The 21,468-nt window shown below is 33.1% G+C and carries 16 protein-coding genes and 1 pseudogene; 14 read left to right on the plus strand and 3 right to left on the minus strand.

Annotation, left to right across the window (positions count from 1 at the left end; translation table 11 throughout):
- The first annotated feature begins 121 nt into the window (after nt 1–121).
- From B5P40_RS30110 to B5P40_RS30120, 3 genes and pseudogenes are all read left to right on the plus strand, one after another.
- Nucleotides 122–2,056 carry a beta-glucoside-specific PTS transporter subunit IIABC gene (locus tag B5P40_RS30110; RefSeq protein ID WP_113710414.1) on the plus strand — a complete coding sequence of 645 codons (1,935 nt, stop codon included), beginning with the start codon at nt 122–124 and terminating at the stop codon, nt 2,054–2,056.
- 83 nt (nt 2,057–2,139) lie between these two features.
- On the plus strand, nt 2,140–3,567 hold the full coding sequence (locus B5P40_RS30115; RefSeq protein WP_113710415.1) for a 6-phospho-beta-glucosidase: 1,428 nt from the start codon (nt 2,140–2,142) through the stop codon (nt 3,565–3,567).
- Nucleotides 3,568–3,595: 28 nt separating this feature from the next.
- Nucleotides 3,596–3,878 (plus strand): annotated as a pseudogene (locus B5P40_RS30120) (Tn3 family transposase); the annotation flags it as partial.
- A 491-nt stretch (nt 3,879–4,369) separates the two neighbouring features.
- On the opposite strand, the gene B5P40_RS30125 reads toward B5P40_RS30120, so the two are convergent.
- Nucleotides 4,370–4,558 carry a hypothetical protein gene (locus B5P40_RS30125; protein WP_097914717.1) on the minus strand — a complete coding sequence of 63 codons (189 nt, stop codon included), beginning with the start codon at nt 4,556–4,558 and terminating at the stop codon, nt 4,370–4,372.
- 563 nt (nt 4,559–5,121) lie between these two features.
- On the opposite strand from B5P40_RS30125, the gene B5P40_RS30130 reads away from it, so the two are divergent.
- Nucleotides 5,122–7,905 carry a dynamin family protein gene (locus tag B5P40_RS30130; protein WP_113710416.1) on the plus strand — a complete coding sequence of 928 codons (2,784 nt, stop codon included), beginning with the start codon at nt 5,122–5,124 and terminating at the stop codon, nt 7,903–7,905.
- Nucleotides 7,906–8,004: 99 nt separating this feature from the next.
- Here the strand turns inward: B5P40_RS30130 and B5P40_RS30135 are convergent, their stop codons facing one another.
- Nucleotides 8,005–9,924: an LTA synthase family protein gene (locus B5P40_RS30135; RefSeq protein WP_113710417.1), complete on the minus strand. Its 1,920-nt coding sequence runs from the start codon at nt 9,922–9,924 to the stop codon at nt 8,005–8,007.
- A gap of 550 nt (nt 9,925–10,474) precedes the next feature.
- Nucleotides 10,475–11,812: an NAD(P)/FAD-dependent oxidoreductase gene (locus B5P40_RS30140; RefSeq protein ID WP_113710418.1), complete on the minus strand. Its 1,338-nt coding sequence runs from the start codon at nt 11,810–11,812 to the stop codon at nt 10,475–10,477.
- A gap of 564 nt (nt 11,813–12,376) precedes the next feature.
- Between B5P40_RS30140 and B5P40_RS30145 the strand changes: the two genes are divergently transcribed.
- The 10 genes from B5P40_RS30145 to B5P40_RS30190 all read left to right on the plus strand — a co-directional run bounded on the left by B5P40_RS30145 (nt 12,377) and on the right by B5P40_RS30190 (nt 21,444).
- Entirely contained in the window at nt 12,377–14,092 is a 1,716-nt protein-coding gene (locus tag B5P40_RS30145; protein WP_113710419.1) for a methyl-accepting chemotaxis protein, read from the plus strand.
- A 232-nt stretch (nt 14,093–14,324) separates the two neighbouring features.
- Complete coding sequence (locus B5P40_RS30150) at nt 14,325–15,734, plus strand: glycoside hydrolase family 1 protein (protein ID WP_113710420.1); 1,410 nt, start codon at nt 14,325–14,327, stop codon at nt 15,732–15,734.
- A 30-nt stretch (nt 15,735–15,764) separates the two neighbouring features.
- Nucleotides 15,765–16,472: a GntR family transcriptional regulator gene (locus tag B5P40_RS30155; protein WP_113710421.1), complete on the plus strand. Its 708-nt coding sequence runs from the start codon at nt 15,765–15,767 to the stop codon at nt 16,470–16,472.
- Between the two features lie 193 nt (nt 16,473–16,665).
- Complete coding sequence (locus tag B5P40_RS30160) at nt 16,666–16,860, plus strand: hypothetical protein (RefSeq protein ID WP_002033711.1); 195 nt, start codon at nt 16,666–16,668, stop codon at nt 16,858–16,860.
- A gap of 32 nt (nt 16,861–16,892) precedes the next feature.
- Nucleotides 16,893–17,573, plus strand: a complete 681-nt coding sequence (gene bshB2, locus B5P40_RS30165; protein ID WP_002033712.1) for a bacillithiol biosynthesis deacetylase BshB2 — start codon at nt 16,893–16,895, stop codon at nt 17,571–17,573.
- Nucleotides 17,573–18,370: an alpha/beta fold hydrolase gene (locus tag B5P40_RS30170; RefSeq protein ID WP_113710422.1), complete on the plus strand. Its 798-nt coding sequence runs from the start codon at nt 17,573–17,575 to the stop codon at nt 18,368–18,370. The genes bshB2 and B5P40_RS30170 overlap by 1 nt, the downstream gene beginning before the upstream one ends.
- 67 nt (nt 18,371–18,437) lie before the next feature.
- Nucleotides 18,438–19,871, plus strand: a complete 1,434-nt coding sequence (gene pdxR, locus B5P40_RS30175) for a MocR-like pyridoxine biosynthesis transcription factor PdxR (protein WP_002088019.1) — start codon at nt 18,438–18,440, stop codon at nt 19,869–19,871.
- Between the two features lie 33 nt (nt 19,872–19,904).
- Nucleotides 19,905–20,261: a CidA/LrgA family holin-like protein gene (locus B5P40_RS30180; RefSeq protein WP_002190466.1), complete on the plus strand. Its 357-nt coding sequence runs from the start codon at nt 19,905–19,907 to the stop codon at nt 20,259–20,261.
- Nucleotides 20,262–20,284: 23 nt separating this feature from the next.
- Nucleotides 20,285–20,956 carry an LrgB family protein gene (locus B5P40_RS30185; RefSeq protein WP_016100781.1) on the plus strand — a complete coding sequence of 224 codons (672 nt, stop codon included), beginning with the start codon at nt 20,285–20,287 and terminating at the stop codon, nt 20,954–20,956.
- A gap of 65 nt (nt 20,957–21,021) precedes the next feature.
- A complete protein-coding gene (locus B5P40_RS30190; protein ID WP_002088014.1) occupies nt 21,022–21,444 on the plus strand; it encodes a YfmQ family protein in 423 nt (140 codons plus the stop codon).
- Nucleotides 21,445–21,468: the final 24 nt, after the last annotated feature.

A 21,468-nucleotide genomic window follows, 5' to 3' on the forward strand; every position in this document is an offset into this window, starting at 1 on the left:
CTTAATCATACGAGGTGGTGATGACTGTAAACATGCAATACATAGCTGGATGGTAACATTAAGTTGGCCAGACCTTCACTATTTCTGTTAATAAATACAAGAAAAAATGGAGGATTGAAAAATGAGGAAATACAACGAATTAGCAAAAGAAATTATTGAAAATATAGGTGGAAAAGAAAATATAAATAGCTTAACACATTGTGTGACTCGACTACGTTTTAAATTGAAGGACGAGTCCATCGCAAATGATGACACCCTAAAAAATATGGATGGTATTGTCACGGTCATGAAAAGTGGTGGTCAATATCAAGTCGTTATCGGAAACCATGTACCACAAGTATATGATGATATTAGTGTACTGATCGACGTAGATCAACTGAATGCAACTAAACAAGGTGAGCAAAAGCCTGAAAAACTACTACACAAAGCAATTGATATCATATCAGGTATATTCCAACCAATATTAGGTATTATGGCTGCATGTGGTATGGTGAAAGGACTAAATGCGCTGTTTGTTGCTATAGGATTATATAGCTCAACTTCGGGTGGCTCAATGGTCATTAACGCAATCGGTGATGCTTTATTTACTTTTCTACCATTATTTTTAGGTTATACTGCAGCTAAAAAGTTTGGTTTAAAGCCCATGTTAGGCTTAGTTGTAGGGGCTATTATGTGTTATCCAAGTATACAAGCTAGTGTTGTTTCTTCAAGTACTAGTGCAATGTATACATTATTTCAAGGTTCTATGTTTAAATCGCCGATTTACATTGACTTCTTTGGCATACCTTTAATTTCGATAAACTATACAGGTACAGTTATTCCTGTTATTTTAGCTGTATATTTCGCAGCAAAATGCGAAAAAGTTTGTAATAAGTTTGTACCAGATTTACTTAAATTCTTCTTTGTTCCAATGCTTACAATATTAATTGCATTACCAGTTGCATTTATTGTAATTGGACCACTTGCAACCTTTGGTTCAACAATTGTTTCTGAATTTGTATTTGCAGTTAGAGACTTTAGCCCATTGTTTGCTGGCATCATAGTAGGAGCTACATGGCAAATACTAGTTATCTTTGGTATACATTGGGGGTTCATACCTGTATATCTAAATAATATTATGACTATGGGATACGATAACGTGATGATGCCTTTCTTTGCTTGTACTTTCGCAACTGCGGGAGTTGTCCTAGCTATATTATTTAAAACAAAAGACAAGAAATTGAAGGAAATGTCTTTACCAAATTTCTTATCCAGTATATTCGGAGTAACAGAACCAGCTATTTATGGAATTCTATTACCCTTAAAGAAACCATTTATTATTAGTTGTATTGCTGGTGGTATCGGTGGGGGATTCTATGGATTCTTTAATTTAAGAAAGTTTATGGCTGGTGGAATGGGTATTTTTGAATTACCTGCGATGATTGAACCGGATGGAGCAATGGGGAATTTAATTGTTGCGGTTATCGGTATTGTAATTTCAATGGCAGTTGCATTTATATTGACGATGATTGTATATAAAGAGAAAGAGACTGCTGACGCAGGTGTGAATGAGCCTCAAATTGAAGTTAGCCAAGATCAAGATGAAAAGAAAAGTAGATTAGAGAAAGAAATAATTGAAAGCCCAATAAAAGGTGAAGTATTGCAATTAAAAGATATAGAAGATGCGGCTTTTTCATCAGGTGTATTAGGTAATGGAGTTGCCATCGTACCTACAGAAGGGGTAGTTGAGGCCCCTGTTAATGGGGAAGTAACGGCATTATTCCCTAGTTTACATGCGATTGGAATTATATCGGATAATGGAGTGCAGATTCTGATTCATGTTGGTTTAAACACAGTCCAATTAGAAGGTAAAGGATTTAAATCTTATGTACAACAAGGTGATAAGGTAAGGAAAGGTCAACGATTGTTAGATTTCAATATTGAAGAAATAGAACAAGCTGGTTACAGTGTTGTTACTCCAATAGTTATTACGAATTCCGCAGATTATTTAGAGGTCGCGGAGAGTAAAGATGGTAACGTGGATAGAGGAGCGAGTTTAATTACTGTTATATTTTGATGCAAAAGACGGCCAAATCTAGGCGGAAAAGTTTTCTATACACGGTTACTAAGAATAATACTTCGATATTGGAGGAATGAGTGATGAAGTTTAGTGATGATTTTTTATGGGGTGGGGCTACCGCAGCCAATCAATGTGAAGGGGGCTATAACGAAAATGGGAGAGGACTTTCGAATGTGGATGTATGCCCAACAGGAGAAGCTCGATCTTTAGTAATTACAGGAAAGCTGAAAATGTTTGATTTTGATGAAAATTACTATTATCCAGCTAAAAAAGGCATTGATATGTACCATCATTTCAAGGAAGATATTCAGCTATTTGCTGAAATGGGCTTTAAAGTTTATCGAATGAGTATTGCTTGGACTAGAATCTTTCCATTAGGTGATGAAGAAAAACCTAATGAAGCGGGGCTTCAATTTTATGAAGATTTATTTAAAGAATGCCGTAAATATAATATAGAGCCACTCGTAACCATTACTCACTTTGATTGTCCGATGCACCTAATTAAAAAATATGGTGGTTGGAGAAACCGTAAAATGATTGATTTCTATATGCAACTATGTCAGGTTATTTTTAAAAGATATAAGGGTTTAGTTAAATACTGGTTAACGTTTAACGAGATTAATATGATTTTACACGCTCCATTCATGGGGGCAGGAATTTATTTTGAAGAAGGTGAGAATAAGGAAAAGATAAAATATCAAGCTGCACACCATGAACTTATTGCAAGTGCAAAGGCCACTAAAATGGCTCGTGAAATAGATGGAAATAATGTAGTCGGCTGTATGTTTGCAGCAGGGAGTGTATATCCTTATAGTTGTAATCCAAATGATGTTTGGGAAGCAACAAAATTAGATCGGGAAAGTTATTTCTTTGTTGATGTACAAGCAAGAGGAAAATATCCAAACTATGCACTAAAAGAAATGGAACGTAGTGGGACGCTGCCAATAATGGAGAATGGGGATGAAGAGCTCCTCGCAAAATATACAGTAGATTTTATTTCCCTTTCTTATTATAACAGTCGCTGTGTAAGAACAGATAGCGACGGGGGAGATAATGCAGAAGGAAATTTATTTGCATCCACCCAAAATCCTTATTTGGAGTACAGCCAATGGGGATGGCCCATTGATCCATTGGGATTCAGAATTACTCTAAATCATGTCTACGATCGTTATGAGAAGCCATTATTTATTGTAGAAAATGGATTAGGGGCAAAGGATGAAGTGGACAAAAATGGTTATGTGGAAGATGATTATAGAATTGATTATTTAAGAGAACACATCCAAGCGATGAAGGATGCGATTCAGGTTGATGGGGTAGATATTTTAGGGTATACAACATGGGCACCTATAGATTTAGTGAGTGCAGGATCTGGTGAGATGGACAAGCGGTATGGATTTATTTATGTTGACCAGGACAATAAAGGAAACGGAACATTAAAAAGAAGTAAAAAGAAGAGCTATTATTGGTATAAAAAAGTTATTTCGACGAATGGGGAAGATTTAGATTAAATAGTGTGGATGGCGTAGTCACAGGGGTGCAGCTATGATGGAGGGAGTTCTTCGCCACTGTACAGATATGAAAAAACTGAAATTATGTAGAAACACATGGACAAAATGTCTTTGTAAGTGCCTTTTATCATCTGCTTGGTTTATAATTGATGCTACGATTTAAAAATATCGGTTCGCACAAGTTATATCGTCCTGAAGTTGGAATGAATGGGGAATATCCTCACTTTCAATCTGTTCTAAGTAGATCAATTAATTGGGATCTCATCTTTCAACAGTTTAAGGTTGCAACTACTTTACGGCTAGGAACTGCATAAGTAGAAGCGATTTTAAAGTGACTTATCAGAGATACGAAACATCCGACTTATTTGGTTTTATGTGAAACTACCAATCATTAATTTTTCTAAACTACAGTTGGTATTTTTTCTTCAATCACTGTTGTTAAATAAGTAAAAAGATTTTAGATAAATATAAAAACGTAGAAATAATTAATTTCTACGTTTTTATTTGTTTGTAAATTATTTATTTTCCTTTTGTTCGTATGTAAAGTTAAGTGTTGAATGAGATTCGGAGGGAGTAATTTTGTTGTTTATTAAAATTTGAGTGCATGATATTTAATAATGCAAGTAATGCAGTTCTAGACTAAGGAAACTTTAATTTATCTATGTATAAAAAAGCGCTGTATATCAGCACTTTTTAAAAGGTACGTGGATTTTAAAATAAAGGTTGTACATTATTAAAAGCGTAACTATGCACGGCTAAACATAGATTCTTACTTTGTTAATTGTTATAAGGATCTATATGATTATTTATTTTTATTATTATTATTAATTTTTTCAGTGTATAGAACTTGTTCTTTGTAGTGTTTTTTAATTGGGAAAGTATGTGTACCAGAGCCGTTTTTGTATGTTTTATTGATGGGGTTTTTTAGAGGGATTGTTGTAGTTTCAGTAAATTCATATGGGTAGTTTATTTTAGATTTATCTTCAAACATGAAAATGCCTCCTTTTAGGATTTCCTGAATTCTTTACTATAACATGATATGCATATATATTTTTTTTGGACTAGTTATTTATATAGGTTGGAACAATTTAATTACATAACTATTGAAATATTTTAAAGAAAAACAATTCGAGAAAGATATTGTATTGATAGCCGTTAACTACTAGTACTGTTTTTAAGTTATCGTGATGTAGTATCTTGGTTCATCTAACAACCATTATTTGGTAGGTTATTTTGTTTACCCACGAAGGAAACGTCGTATATATATTCAATATAGATTGTTTTTATAATACTCTCTACATGTGATGTTCCTAATAATTTAATGTGGATATTATAGTCGTATTAAGCTATTAGGAACATTTAATGTTGTTTCACAACTGAAAGGGAATTGAAAAAAAACTGAAACTTTTCTCATAAAAATTCAATCTTACTTGAAAAATGAAAGGAAAATGAAATTTTTCAAAAGGAATTCTTTGTTAAGATAAAAAGTATACATACAAAAAAGTATTGACATATGGAGAAAAATGTATTTTCCAAGATATAGTGGGGGAAAAGATGAGATTAGAAAAACAATTAATAAAAAAGATGTATTATGAAACATTCCTAATGGAGAATGAAACACACCCACCTCTTCAAGTACTTGGAGAAGCTTATGTAAACGAAGAAAAAAATAAGATTTCTGATGGATTTTATATTCGTTTTGCACAAGGTGAATTTTATTATCACCATCAAGATTTTGAAGCAGCTATTTTTAAATGGGAGAAAGTTAGTAATGAATTAGCGCCATGGGCACAAAAAAATATTGCGGATGCTTACTTCGAACTTAACCAATTATCAGTTGCTGAAAACGTGTATACTTCTATTAATACTGATAACAAAATACTGATGACCGAAATTGTACTGCAATTACTGTCTCTTTATATCGAGCAAAATAATTTTGATTCAGCTTTCGCTGTTATAAAAGAAGCGGTTTCTTTAAATCCCGATTATCCAAACGTCACAACAATTGCACGTTCCTTTTATGAAGAACAGCAAGATTTTGATAGTGCAGTAGAGCTTGCTGTGAACGAGTTAATTCGAACAGAATCTTATCCGTGGTTTGAGGTTCTAAAAGAATATATCGATAAAGGATTTACTAAAAATATTTCACCAGACTATTTTTATAAAGTATTAGTTACATTAAATAATGTAGATCAAGTACAATTTACGCAAATTGTTTCATCACTTTGGCACAGCTATAAAGATGAACAAAATTACTTATTATGGCTCAACACAATAAATGAATTTTTCATACATATCGAAATACATTCGTCCGATATATGGGACGAAATTTCTTCTCTTTACGAAGAAACATACTTTGAATTAATTCAAGGTCAATATATGCTTAGACAATTACACGATATCATTCCAAACCTGTTAACAAATTGGTTAAAGGTAGTCAATCCATCTCATGCTGTATTTCCATCTGCAGCAGTATTGGCATGGGATGAGATTTTTCCTTCTAAAATAGATTCAGCGGATATAAAAGATGCAGAAGACCTACTGTCATATTCTATTAATCATGTGAATGGCTTAGAGTATAGTTTACATCTTTTTGAATCTATTACACACTGGGCACAAGAACATGATTTAGAAATGGGTAACCGATTTAGCTGGTTAGTTGGTGAGCTTGCAGATTTAAGAACAAATCGCCTATTAGTAACTGGAACTTCAGGGAACGGAAAAGCTTCATTTATTAACTCTATTTTAGGAGAAAATATATTAGAAAACTCAATCTCAAATGTAGTTGTTTTTAAAAATGACGCTTATACAGAAATTAACGCTATAACAGATTCGGAAATTACAACAACTGAGAATTTCTCTGATTTCCATAACATGATGGCAGTGCATCGTCAAACATATAGAGATAGAGCGTGTGTTGAATTTAAATTACCATGCAGGTTTTTAAGTGAAAATAAACTTACATTCGTTGTTACACCTAGCTTTAATAGGAACAATGACGCGAGAGATGAGGTGTTTGAATATTTAAACTCTGTAGATGAATTATTATTCGTATTGAATACGGATTCACCTTTTACTGACAAAGAACGTGACATTCTATTAAGTATCCAAGAACATACACCAAATCTACAAGTTCATTTCTTATTAAATAAAATCGATAACATTTACAATGAAGCAGAAGCAAAAAGAGTTATACAAGATACGCAAGTGAGAATAAATACATATTTCCCTAATGCAAGAGTTTTCCCTTATTCTTCGTTATATACAAATAGTAAACAACTAAACGATTTAACTGAGTTTATTCATTTTAACTTTAACCATAAAAATATCGATGCAGAACGTACTGAAAAGCTATTGTTTTTCATTCGAAAAACAATTACATATCTTTTGGATAAACGCGTCGAGAGGGAAAATAATCTAGTGGATTCTATTAATTGGAATGAAGATATGTTAGTTAAACTAAATGCTTGTATTAATAACCTTACTGCTTTTGAGAAGGAAAAAATTCATTTAATTACAGAAACATATCGTACAATGAAAAACGAAATTACTAATGATCTTACAGAACATATTCCGAAATTATTGCAGAGTTGTTCCGATTTAATTAGTGAAGAAAGTGATTTTGGGCACATTGATATTGAACTAAATACAGCGATGAATGAAAGGGTGCAACAATATCTAGAACAAACTGTATTACCTAATCTTGCTCGCTCGATGCAAAATTGGATTGCGACTTCTAATAACGAGCTCCTTCAAAGTCAATTGTACTTAGCAGAAACCAGTGAAGGACTTAATTCTTTATTTGGAGAAAATCGAATACAGTTAGAATGTGACTTTAAAGTAATTGATGACTGGCGAAGAGATACTGATAGAATGACAACTAGAATACAAATGGAAGAAGTAAATATTTTACGCCGATTTACGCCAGCACAATTTTTACTGAAAAGTGCCGGTAAATTATTTGGAGTTCTTCCTAAAAATAAAGCTATGCTATATAACAAATACAAACAGTATTTAGAAAATGAAGATTATACCGATGTAACGGCTTCTATTATGAAGAAATTTTTCTTGCAGTTTGAGCTATTTGAAAACACACAAGAGCGGGATATTAATATGTTCTTTAGAAATCCATTTGGCTCGTTGGAACAAGCTGTAAAAAACACTCATTTAGAAATAAAAGAAAAACAAGATAAACTGCATAAAATGAAATCAAACCCTGAAGTTTATCATGATCCTATAACGCTCTTTGAATTGAGATTACGTCAATGTGAAGTAATCTTAAATATAGGTGAGGATAATGCCTATACAGATTTAACTTTAGAAACAAGCGTAGAATAAAAGTAAAATATATCAAGTTTTTTATATAAAATTGCATCATGTGTTATAAGAGGGGAAAAGGGAGCAACCGTAATGAGTTGCTCCTTTTCTTTATATAGATTACTTTTCAGTTTCTTTAATTTTAGTTTTTACTTCTCCAGTTTTAATTTTATTACTTTCTGAGAAACGTAATAAATCGCCTTCAATAATTTTGTCAGACATTCGTAATTCATTTTGTGCACGGTTAATCATTTCTTGAGCTTCTTTTTTTGGTAAATCTACAACCTCACCTGTTTCTCGATTATAAAAAGTATGATTTGTATATGCATACTTGTCTGTAATAAAGCTACCATCACGTAAAACAACAAAACCGGTATATTCATCTGAAAACATATCATGGCCAAAACGGATATCGTTAGTAGTATCAATCCCTAATAAATTTAGAATAGTAGGTTTCATATCGATTTGTCCCGTAGGCTTTGAGATAGTTTGACCTTCTGTTTGGCCAGGGATATGAATATATAAAGGTGTGCGTTGTAAATTTAAAGTATCAAATTCTGTTATTTGATCTTTTTCTAAAAACTGTGCCATTGCGCGATTATGTTTTTCAGAAATGCCGTAATGATCACCGTATAACACAATAATAGAATCATCATACATTCCCTCGGCTTTTAAACGCTCAATAAATTTTTTAATTGATTCGTCTAAGTAACGTGCTGTTACGATGTAACGATCAAATACGCCATTACCAGAGTTGTATGGTTCAATGAATTTTGTATCTTCATCATACGTAAATGGATAATGGTTTGTTAAAGTAAGGAAACGAGCGTAAAATGGTTGATCAACAGTTTTTAATATATCTACTGATTGATCAAAGTATTCGATATCTTTTAATCCCCAATTTAAATTTGTTTCTGGCGTAATTTTGTAATCAAGTTCATTATAGTAACGATCATAACCAAGAGCAGAGTACATAATATTACGATTCCAAAATGTTGCGTTATTCGCATGGAATACAGAAGTGAAATAGCCTTGCTGACGTAAAATTTCTGGAGTCGCAGTATAATCGTTGTTACCGTGCGTGAAAAATACAGCTCCTCGATTTAATGGATACAACGATGTATCTATTAGAAATTCAGAATCTGATGTTTTTCCTTGACCAGTTTGGTGGAAAAAGTTATCAAAGTAATAGCTTTCATTTATGAATTCATTCAAGAATGGCGTAACTTCTTGACCATTGACGGATGCACCTATTAAAAAGGTTTGCAAGGATTCAAGAGTAACGACAATTACGTTTTTTCCTTTAGCTGCACCAAACATGTTAGGATTCGGCTCGCTATGGTTTGCCTTTACGTAGTTTTCAGTTTCTTGTAATTTACTACTATCTGCAAGTGCCTTTTGGGATCCAGCTTTTACTTGTAGTGTTAAATCATATACTTGATGAGTATATAGTCCTAAATTTTTAACAAGCATTACTCGGTCGAAGGATCTCGTTAATAATTCAGGGCGCTCTTTTTCTGCAAGATGTAGATTCGCAAAAAATACAGCAATCGTTAAGAGAAAATATAACAAGCGTGCAGAATGAGTTACACGTCCTGTTTTAAAGACTATCGATTTCTTCTTTAACAAAATAAAGAAGAAAATAATGTCTACGAATGCGAGTATAATTTTGTAGTTTAATATTTCTTTAATACTGCCGCCTAACTGTGTAAAGTTAGATGTTTGTCCAAGTACTGGTAACGTAACAAAATCGCTATAAAAATCATAGAACATTACATTTCCAACGAGAACTATAGTTAATAAGAAATTAATACATAGCGCTATATAATTTCGCTTTTCACCAGTTGCAAATAATGCTAATCCAACAAATGCTAATGATGCAGCTAGAGGGCTAATAAACAAAATAAGTTCTTGTGTGGAAGACTCAATTTTCAAATCAAAACTGAATCGCGTAATAAGATATGTTTTTAACCATACTGCTAAAGCAATTATTAAAACAAAGCTTATATTTTGCATTTGTAAATTTATTTTATTCTTCATTTTTACACCTTCTTTATAGAGTTTATTTAACTAAGGTTATATATTATGTTTTTATAACTATTAGAGTGTGGTGAACCATTTAGATTATATTTTTCTAAAGGTAATAATTTGAAGTATTCATATACATACAATGGAGAATTTTAAAGCGAAGTAACATACATCTAATTTTTTTTGAAACAGAGCAGAAAAAGTCATAGTCGTAGTAAAAAATACTTATAGACATCCTAACATATTAAACACTACGGCGATGTTACAAAATATCGAACAAATGAAAGTGAAAATGAATAGATGATTTTTAAACTATTGACATTCGATCAGTTTAAATTTTCAGAAAAGCCAACTTGAAGAAAACGGTTATATTAATTAGTAGAAAACTACATTCTATATAGAATGTAGTTTTTCATGTGTTTTCAATATATCCCGTAAAATCCTGATTCTTTGTGGCGTAATCATCAGCGGGGGAGGGATAATAATTTCGTTAAAGCTATTATTAGATAAATAAAGTGTTGGTGAAACTTAAAACATTTGACTGGCATCTTAATTAAAAAGTTTAAATACCTGATAAATATTTTCCAACATACAGACCACTTGCAGCTGCTTGAGATAATGAGTGAGTGACGCCTGAACAATCTCCAATTAAAAATAGCCCATTCATACTTGTTTCAAAGTGGTTATTGATTTTTATTGTAGGAGCATAGAACTTTCCATCAATTCCATATAATAAAGTATCTTTATCGATAGGTTCTTGGATAAATTGTTCTAAACGTAATAAAAATTTTTTGAGTCCTTCAATATATAATTGAGGAATTTCTTCATTCAAATCTCCATAATCTCCGTGTAGTGTAGGCTGTATACGATTATGTTTCATGTTGTTCTCCGCTGTAGGTTGTTTCTTTATTAAGTCCTCTAAACGCTGTATAACAATCCGATCTCGTCCTTGGTTAATGCTTTTAATAATTGAACTTGCGTATACATTTGCTTCTTTGAGAGTTGGAAAATAGAGTGGGATAAATAAAGTGAAATTTAAGTTAGAAGTGCCAGTTCCTTGCTCTCGAAAATTTTGACCGTCAGGCATAACTAAACCTTCTTCGTACTTTCGAATAATGCGTCCTTTTGGATTCATACAGTAAGTAGTAGCCGTGAAATGTTCATGCTGATAAGAAAGTTTCGTCTCAAATGTATCTTTTAATATAGAACGTAATTGATGTTCATTCATCTCTACCCTAATACCTAAATCTATACGGGTTTGTTCCTGTGCAATTTCAAGGGAAGAGCACATTTCTTTTAACCAATCAGCCCCGGAACGTCCTGTTGCAAATACGAGTTGCTTAGATTGAACTATCCCTTGATTTGTAGCTATTCTAAAATGATCTTTCTGCCTTATGATATGCTCTACATCTATATGAAATCGGATATTTATTTTCGTAAGTAAAAATTCGTAGAGCTGCTGAAAAATGTTACTTGAAAGTGTAGTGCCAAGATGCCTTACTTCTGTTGTGAGCATTTGTAAACCACACGCTTCAGCTCTCTTAGTGAGATTTAGATTTTCTGTAGAATATTTTGAAACGGAACTTCCACCAAACTGACATAGAATTTCATCTACTTCAGCCATGAGTTGTATAAAAGCTTTTTTACCTACTTTTTGCTCAAGTTCCCCACCAAATCCATTTGTATAATTAAATTTCCCTTCGGATTTTCCTAAACCACCAAATCCGAAATATTTATCACATGTAGTACAATTACACAAATTTTCTTGGTCTAAAGGACAATGGCGATCTTTTAGCGCTTTACCTTTATCAAGAATTAAAATCTTTTTGTTACTTTGGGCTAATGAATAAGCCATAAAGATGCTACTTACTCCAGCTCCGATAATTGTAACATCATACATATTCTTTCACCTGCTAACGAATAGTTTGTTTTTTATTTTCTTAGTGTATAACACTTTTATGAAGTTAAGAAATAGCTTTTATTAATAAAAAGGGAGTTTTTGAACTTGATGCTTTTTTAATTTCTCCGAGTGGTGGAGTAATTACAAATGTTTTTATTTGAAGGAAGAAATAGTTTTAAATAATCACTATGTCATATGATTAATAAAATCTTACATATAAAAAATAGACCTCTTAAGTGAAGAGGTCTGTTAATGATTTCAAATCTTATTTAGCGAAGACGTGGTTACCGATTCTCTATCAAGAAGTTATAAGAACTAATAAGTCACTTTAATTTTTACCATAATTTCATAGAAACAATGTAACTCTATTAAAAGTCTTGTGGAATTCCTATAAGACTTTTTAGTATTTGATACTATGAGAATCAAAGTTCTTTGAATAGATTTATATAGTTAATATAATAATTTAATGTATTTATAAGATTGATTTGAAAAAAATGTCGATAAATGTCGATAATTATTGTAATATAAAACATATAAACATAATATACAGATGAGGTGAATTTGTTGTCTTTTATTAAAAATAGTAAAATTGGAACGAAATTAAATGTGTTAGTCATTATATCGAGTTTGGCTTGTATCATGTTATCTTCACTGGGGTTTTTAGGGCTTCAAAAAGGTGAAAATACATCTTCTAGTATGTATGACGAAAGGCTATTACCAATTCAATGGATAGGAAGTGTAGAATCAAATTTTTACCATGCTAATATGAATTTTATGGAGATTATGATATCGAAAGATGAAAAAAGAATGAAAGAACTAATATCAGAAATAGATAAGACTAGGAAAGAAAGTGATGAGTTATTAAAACAATTTGAAACTAGAATTAGTTCTCATAAAGAAAAGGACTTGTATAATGCATTTCAAAGTCAATTCAAAGAGTTAAGAATACAAATGAAGAAAGCACAAGATTTGGGACTGACTAATAATGAAGAAGCGTATAGCTATTATTTAAAAGAAATTGAACCTAATATGAGAAAAACAATTCAGTCTATTCGTGAACTTATTTTATATAATAATACCGCGGCTGAACAACTACAAAAAGAGAATGTTAATAGTGTGAAAAATACAATAATAACATTTGTAATTATTTCATTTGTTGGAATCATAATAATCATTTTTATTGGTTTTATAATAAAAAATGTTATAAAAAAACCAATTGTATTATTACAAAAAGATATGGAACGAGTATCTGCTGGAGATTTAACAATTCGAACTTCTTATAAATCAGAGAACGAATTAGGTCGTATTGTACAATCCTTTAATAGTATGTTAGATAACTTGCAACAATTAGTCGGTCAGGTGAAGGTTACAGCGAAAGAAGTGATTATTTCAACTGAAAATATGTTACAAGAGACAAAAACGGCAGCACATATATCAAACGAGGTTGTTCGAACTACTTCTGAAGTAAATAAAGAAATAGAGGGACAAGTGACTAGTATTCAAGAAAGTTCAACTTCGATGGAAGAGATTGCAACTGGAGTTCAAACAGTAGCTGAATCTTCAGCGATGGTTGCGGAAGTTGCTGTTGCAACAATAGACCAAGCAAATTCTGGTAGTGAAGTTATAAAACAATCTATTCGTCAAATGAATAGTGTGAATGAAGTTGTCGAAGAAACTTCTAAGGTCATTGATAGACTTGTTACGCGTACACAACAAATTGAAGAAGTACTAGATATTATTACTAATATTGCGGAACAAACGAATTTACTTGCCTTAAATGCAGCAATTGAGGCAGCACGCGCCGGAGAAAATGGAAAAGGATTTGCAGTAGTTGCAGCTGAAGTAAGAGGTCTGGCTGAGAAATCTAAAACATCTGTAAATGATATAAACAACTTATTACGTTTTATACATCAAGATACACAGGATACAGTTCATGTAATGAAAAAAGGTCAACAACAGGCTAGTGGTGGTAAAGAAGCAGCACATAAGGCAGAACTCGCATTTTCATCTATTATGCAAGATATTAATAGAATAACGTCCCGAATTCAAGAAGTGTCTGCTGCCACAGAAGAAATGTCTGCTGGGACAGAAGAAGTGAATGCCTCTTTATCAATAGTTTCTGAAACTGCAACACAAGTCGCACAAGAAACGAATCGAACGGTACAATCAATTCAAGCACAAGCCACATTGATTCAAGAAATAACGACGAAATCTAATGAAATGAAAAAGAAAGTCGAAAATTCAGAAATGCTAATTTCACAATTCATTATTGAAGAATAAGTCTGTTAACATTTATCATTAGTATAAATTTTAAGATACTTAATATAGTGCTGCGTTGCACAATTTGAAAAAGGACCTTCATAGGTTCTTTTTTTTATAAATGGTGTGAATGCTATGTTTAATTATAGTGAAAAGCAGAAACTTATTATATAATAAATTTTTAAATTTGTACCTATAAATTTTATATGTAATAATGAATTTGATTTATTCTAATGAAACGGAGGTATATACTATGAAGTTTCCACATGATTTTTTATTCGGAGCAGCTTCAGCTTCTTATCAAGTAGAAGGTGCATGGAATGAGGATGGAAAAGGTGTTACGAATTGGGATGAGTTTTCAAAAATTCCTGGCAAAACATACGATGGAACAAATGGTGATGTAGCGGTTGATCATTATCATCGATATAAGGAAGATGTTCGTTTAATGGCTGAGATGGGATTGGAATCGTATCGTTTTTCGATTTCTTGGGCGAGAATATTGCCGACTGGAGATGGAGAGGTAAATGAAAAAGGAATTGAATTTTATAACAATTTAATTGATGAATGTTTAAAGTACGGGATTGTACCGTTTGCCACTTTATATCATTGGGATCTACCATTACCGTTAGAAAAAGATGGTGGGTGGACGAATAAACGAACAGCAGAGGCTTTTGTAAAGTATGCAGAAATTTGCTTTAAGGCATTTGGTGATAGAGTGAAACATTGGATTACTTTTAATGAAACAGTAATGTTTTGTGGATTAGGCTATTTAAAAGGTGCACATCCACCAGGAATACAAAATGATGTTCTAAAGTATTTTCAAGCGACTCATTATGTATTTTATGCGCATGCGAAAACAGTTGCGGTGTACAAGCAGCTGAAACAGTATGGGGAGATAGGGATTACACATGTTTTCTTACCTGCTTATAGTGTGGATGATCAAAAAGAAAATATACTAGCAGCAAATCATGCGAATGAATATGAAGCGTATTGGTACTACGATCCAGTTTTAAAAGGTGAGTATCCGTCTTATGTTGTACAACAATTAAAGGAAAATGGGTGGACTCCTAATTGGACGGTTGAAGAATTAGAAATCATTAAACAAAATGCCGAAAAAAATGATTTTATCGGCTTGAATTATTATCAGCCAATACGAGTAGAAAGATATGATATGGATATAAAGAGCGAGGAGCATTCTCGAGAAAACTCAACACTTGCTCCAGGTAATCCTTCTTTCGATGGTTTTTATCGAACAGTAAAAATGGATGATAAAACATATACCAAATGGGGTTGGGAAATATCTCCCGAAGGTTTCTTAGATGGATTGCATATGTTGAAAGCGCGTTACGGTGACATAAAGATGTATGTAACGGAAAATGGACTTGGTGATGAAGATCCAATCATTGACGGAGAAATTGTAGATGTTCCGCGAATTAAATTTATTGAAGAGCATTTAAAAGTAATGAAGCGTGCAATTCAAGAGGGAATTAATTTAAAAGGTTATTATGCATGGTCAGTTATTGATTTATTAAGTTGGTTAAATGGATATAAAAAGCAATATGGCTTTATTTTTGTCGATCATAATGATAACTTAAAACGTAAGAAGAAACTTTCGTTTCATTGGTATAAACATGTGATCGAAACGAGAGGAGAAGAGTTATAACAGATAAAAGAGTATTTTAGGAGAAAGTGTATGAGTGCAAAGTATAAACAAATTGCAGATGTGTTAGAGCAAAACATTCGAGATGGGCTTTTTAATGAAACGAAAAAATTACCTACAGAAGAAGCGTTGATGAATCGATTTGAAGTAAGCCGTAATACGATACGTAAAGTAATTAGTCAGCTTGTGAATAGAGGTTATATTTTTCAAGTGCAAGGTAGTGGTATGTTTTTACGTGAAACTTCTGTAACAGATTACATTAATTTAGGAAGTTTACGTGGATTAACGAAAAATCTCGTTTCACAAAATATTGAAACGAAAGTGCTAGAGAATGAAGTAATAGAGGCAAATGAAGAGATAGTAGAACGGATGCAATGCGAGATTGGAACTAGGTTATATTTCTTGAAGCGCGTAAGAATTGTAGATGGGAAACCATTCTCTATTGAAGTAAGTTATTTCAAAAAAGATATCATTCCTTATTTGAATGAAGAAATAGCATTAAGTTCTGTATACAGTTATTTCATTGAAGATTTACGATTAAATATTGGCTTTGCCGATAAAGTTATTAGTTGTGAAAAAATAAATAAAGAAAATGCAAAGCTTTTAGAACTAAATGAAGGTGATCCAGCGCTTCTTATTGAAAATACAGTTTATCTTGTAAATGGAACAATTTTCGAGCTATCTCAATCAATGTTTCATTATGAAAAGACCAAACTTTTAAATCGAATTAATTTTAATTGAAAATGAATATAAGTAGCCTTGTAAAAAAGCAACTGGTCCTAAGTGAGCAGTTGCTTTTTATTTTTAAAGTGGATGAGCAAAAAAACACAAAAGTGGTTGGTCCGTTTTTTACAAACTTCTATTATGATAAGAGAAGAAAGGTAGTATTTTATTCATGCTTTAAAATAGACTGGCCTTAGAGAGGTGGAAGACAATGAGTTTTGCGATTTCACTAGTTGTTATTATTGTAGTTGTATCACTATTTGGGACCGTACTAGTCGCACGAAATGTAGAAGAGAATTACGGTAAGTCTACAAAGAGGAATGTGAAAAACTTATCCGCTATCTATGTCATTCTTCTTTTAGTGCTTCTTGTAGGAGTTACTTGGTATGCGGTCGTTATTTTATAAAGTTTGTATATGATGAAGGAGTTAATATATTGATGAAAAATGAGCGCCACGTTTTAGTTGTTTTCCCGCATCCGGATGATGAGTCGTATTGCGTGGCTGGAACAATTTTGGCTTATACTGAGCAGAAAGTCCCTCTTACTTATGTTTGCTTAACACTTGGTGAAATGGGGAGAGCGATGGGGAATCCACCTTTTGCAACTCGTGAATCTTTATATACAATTAGAGAGAAAGAGTTAAAGCGAGCTACAAATATTTTAGGGATTGAAGATTTACGTATGATGGGATATCGTGATAAAACTCTTGAATTTGAAGAGCCTGGAAAATTAAGAAGCTTGATTCAAAACTGTATTGAAGAATTGGATCCTTCTGTAGTTATTTCTTTCTATCCTGGGTATGCAGTTCATCCGGATCACGATGCAACAGGGGAAGCAGTAGTAGAGGCCTTAGCTAATATTTCGGAAAGTAAACGACCAGCCTTTTATGCTGTAGCTTTTTCGAAAAATCATGAAGACGAAATAGGACCTCCAGATTTTAAAAATGAAGTGAAAAAATATGTTCCGAAAAAATTGGAAGCATTACGAGCACATGCATCACAATTTACAACTAAAGTGGATGAGCTGGAAAGGGAGTATGAAGACGGTATTTCAGGCACAGTTGAGTGGTTAGAAAGAGAACCGTTTTGGATATATTCATTCAAAGATAAAAATATGTGATGCTACATCTGAAGGTGATGAATATGTATTTTGAATATAAGAATCGAAAGATTTTTTACAATATAGAAGGATCGGGTCCTGTCATATTGTTTTTACACGGTCTTGGAGGAAATTCGAATAATTGGTTATATCAAAGAAAATACTTCAAGAAGACATGGACCGTAATCTCACTCGATTTACCTGGGCATGGGAAATCCGAAGGGATGGAAATTAGTTTTAAAGAATATTCAAATGTTTTATATGAGTTATGTAATCATTTAAAGCTAAAATCAGTAACAATTTGTGGTCTTTCAAAAGGAGCTAGAGTGGGTATCGATTTTGCTATTCAATATCCACGTTTTGTTTCTAGCTTAATTGTTGTAAATGCATTTCCCTATTTAGAACCGGCAGATCGTAAAGAACGACTTGAAGTATATGATTTACTTAGCTTGCAGGATAAAGGGAAAACTTGGGCTGATACGTTATTGAGAGCAATGGGAGTAGAAGATAATGATGCAATTGTCCGAGGATTTCATCAATCCCTACAAACGATTCATCCGACGCATATTCAAAGGCTATTCGCTGAATTAGTTGATTACGATCAAAGACCATACCTCTCTAACATTGCATGTCCTGCATTAATAATACGAGGAGAGAATGATTATTTTGTTCCGGAAAAGTATGTGAGAGAATTTGAAAAACACCTGAGAAACGTGACCTTCGTTGATTTGAAAAATAGTGGGCACTTGCCTTATTTAGAACAGCCTACTAGCTTTAATGTGACGGTAGAGGCATTTTTAAATCATGCGCTTGATTAATACCATTTTTGCAGTGAATACTGTTATTAATGAGTTCAGGGCACCAGCTTGGAGAGGAGGGAACTAAATGGAATGGCAACCGAATCGTGAAGATAAGATACCAGTTTATAAACAAATTGCTGATTACATTGAAAGAGGCATTTCTACCGGTGAATTCCCTTCTGATAGAAAATTACCTTCCGAGCGTATGTTAGCACAGAATTTACAAGTGAACCGGAGTACGGTCGTAGCTGCTTATGAGGAATTGAAATCACTTGGGGTAGTAGAACGGAAAAAAGGAAGCGGCACTCGGGTGAATACAGATATATGGGGTGTGTCACATAAACGAATACCGAACTGGGGTAGGTACGTTGAGGATGGATCGTTCTTACCTAATGTACCACTTGTTCAACAAATTCGAACGGAAACACAAAAAGATGATTTAATCAATTTAGCGAGTGGTGAATTGTCATCAGATTTAATTCCGAGTGATAGATTTCGAACAATTTTGTCGGAGAAAACATTTATGGGAAATCTCGGTTATGACCATCCGCTTGGAAATGAAATGTTGCGAAAAACCATTGCGGCACATGTCGAGCAATATAAACAAATAGAAGCAGATTCAAGCTCTATTCTTATTACATCTGGAGCTCAGCAAGCACTTAATCTTATCGTTCAATGTTTGTTAAAGCCTGGAGATGCGATTGCAATTGAGGATCCCTCCTATTGTTATTCACTTCCGATGTTTAAATCAGCAGGTTTAAAAATATTCCGTTTACCAGTTGATCAGCATGGTATGAATCCAGATGACTTAATCGATTTGCACAAAAAGCATCGCATTCGTATGGTGTTTTTAAATCCGGATTATCAAAATCCAACTGGAACGGTACTTTCATTGGCAAGACGTAAAAAGGTTTTAGAACTATCTTCTGAATTTGGTATACCGATTGTAGAAGATGATCCGTATAGTTTGACTTCTTTTAATGGAGAAGTGAATCCAACATTGAAATCGATGGATCAAAATGGGAATGTTCTTTATGTGAGCTCATTATCAAAAATTGTTGCATCAGGATTACGTATTGGTTGGGTAATTGGCCCCACGCGCGTAATTGAGAGATTGGCAGATGCGAAGCAGCAAGTTGATTTCGGTCATAGTGTATTTACACAGTGGGTAGCGAACCAATTTTTAGAATCTGAGGATTTTCATACGCATATTACGATGCTCCGTGGACAACTGAAACAAAGAAGAGATGAGTTAATTAGAAAGCTTGAAGAAATATTAGGGGATCAGATTGAATTTTTTGTTCCTGAGGGCGGAATACATTTATGGTGCAAAGTGCAAGGAACGTTTGATGAATATCATTTACTAGGTGAATCTATACAAAATGGTGTAGCATTTGTCCCAGGAAGCGTCCTAGGTTCGAAAAGTGAATATATCCGATTTACTTTTGGCAGAGCGAATGTAGAACAAATTCAGCTTGGAGTTACAAGGTTTGCGGAAACATTAAATGAGATTTCATAATAGCGAAGCGTAATATGGAAATGAGGGAAAGAAATGAAGTACGTGACGCTTTTACTTCAAGTAGGCGTGCTATATGTGTTTAGCTTAGCTGGTACGTGGATTCAAGGAGTATTCCATCTGTCGATGCCAGGAAGTTTAATAGGGATGTTAATATTGTTTCTACTCCTTTCTACTCGTATTTTTCCATTAAAGTGGTTTGAGGTAGGGGCAGAAAAGTTAATAGTATTTTTACCGTTATTTCTAATTCCTTCGACAACAGGATTAATGGAATATGGATCTTTTCTTTTAAGTAAGGGGAGTGTTATATTCCTTTTAGTAATTGCAAGTACGGTAGTAACATTGATTGTTTCAGGGTATGTAAGTCAATTATTAGTAACATCAAAAAAATAAAATCGACAAGGTGCACGATTCAAATGGTCTTAATTATTATTACTGTAGTAATTTATTTATTGGCGACAAAGTTATATAAAAAATTTACGTTTCCATTTACGTTACCGGTATTAACAGTTACAGCAATTATGATTTGCTTATTTTTGATATTTGGTATTTCTCATCATGAGTATAAGGAAAATGGGGGAGACATTCTTTCAGGTTTTTTGAGTCCTGCAATTGTAGCGTTAGCCATACCTCTATTTAAAGAGCGAAAGATACTTATGAAAAACTTTTTAGCGATACTAATCGGCGTAGTGATAGGTATAGTGGCTTTAACGAGTATGAATATAGTGATTGGTGGAATTTTAAATATAGATAAGGAACTTATATTAACAACTTTACCACAATTAGCGACAATGCCTATTGCCATTTCATTAGCGGATCAAATTGGTGGCATTCCATCTATGACTTCTAGTTTTGTAGTTGTTGCAGGAATAACAGGTGCTATTATCGGACCGACAGTACTTAAGTTTTTCCGTATAACAAGTACGATTGGAAAAGGAGTGGGTATGGGCTGCGCATCACATATTATTGGTGTGAGCCGTCTAGTGAAAGAAGGAGAGAAAGAGGCAACTATCGGTTCGGTAACGATGATTGTAACAGGGATACTTATTAGTATATTAGTACCTTATGGAGTGAAATTTTTATTTTGAAAATTAATGAATCGTAATAAGGAGTATAACACTACTCATTTTAGAGCGTAATGGAGATGATTAAAATGACAACATGGTTTATAGTTACATTATTTATTTTTGGTGCTCTTAAAGTACTAGTTTCTAGTATGCCAACTTCTGTTGTAGAATCAATTATTAGTAGATTTGAGTTACACCAAAAACTTGATGAGGAAAATACTACTGTAACGGTAGATGGGGAAAGTATAGAAGGAGAAATGAAACTTCAAGTTATTCATGAATTTAACGAGGCTTTATTTTTAGATAAACATTATTTTCCGCCGCAAGGGAATGGTACACCGATAGTCATGGAGACGAAGAAAGGAAAAAGAGAGATTAGATTTTCTATATATAGCTACGAGGAACACGTTGATGTAGTAAAGCAATATAAGAAGAAAGTAGTTGCATATCGTTTGCGATCAAAAAGCCTTCAAAGTCGTTCAGTAGCAGTAACTGAAGATTATGCTTAAGGAGAGACCGTTATTATAACGGTC

The organism is Bacillus sp. SRB_8, from assembly GCF_003264205.1.
In the GTDB taxonomy this organism is placed as follows: domain Bacteria; phylum Bacillota; class Bacilli; order Bacillales; family Bacillaceae_G; genus Bacillus_A; species Bacillus_A mycoides.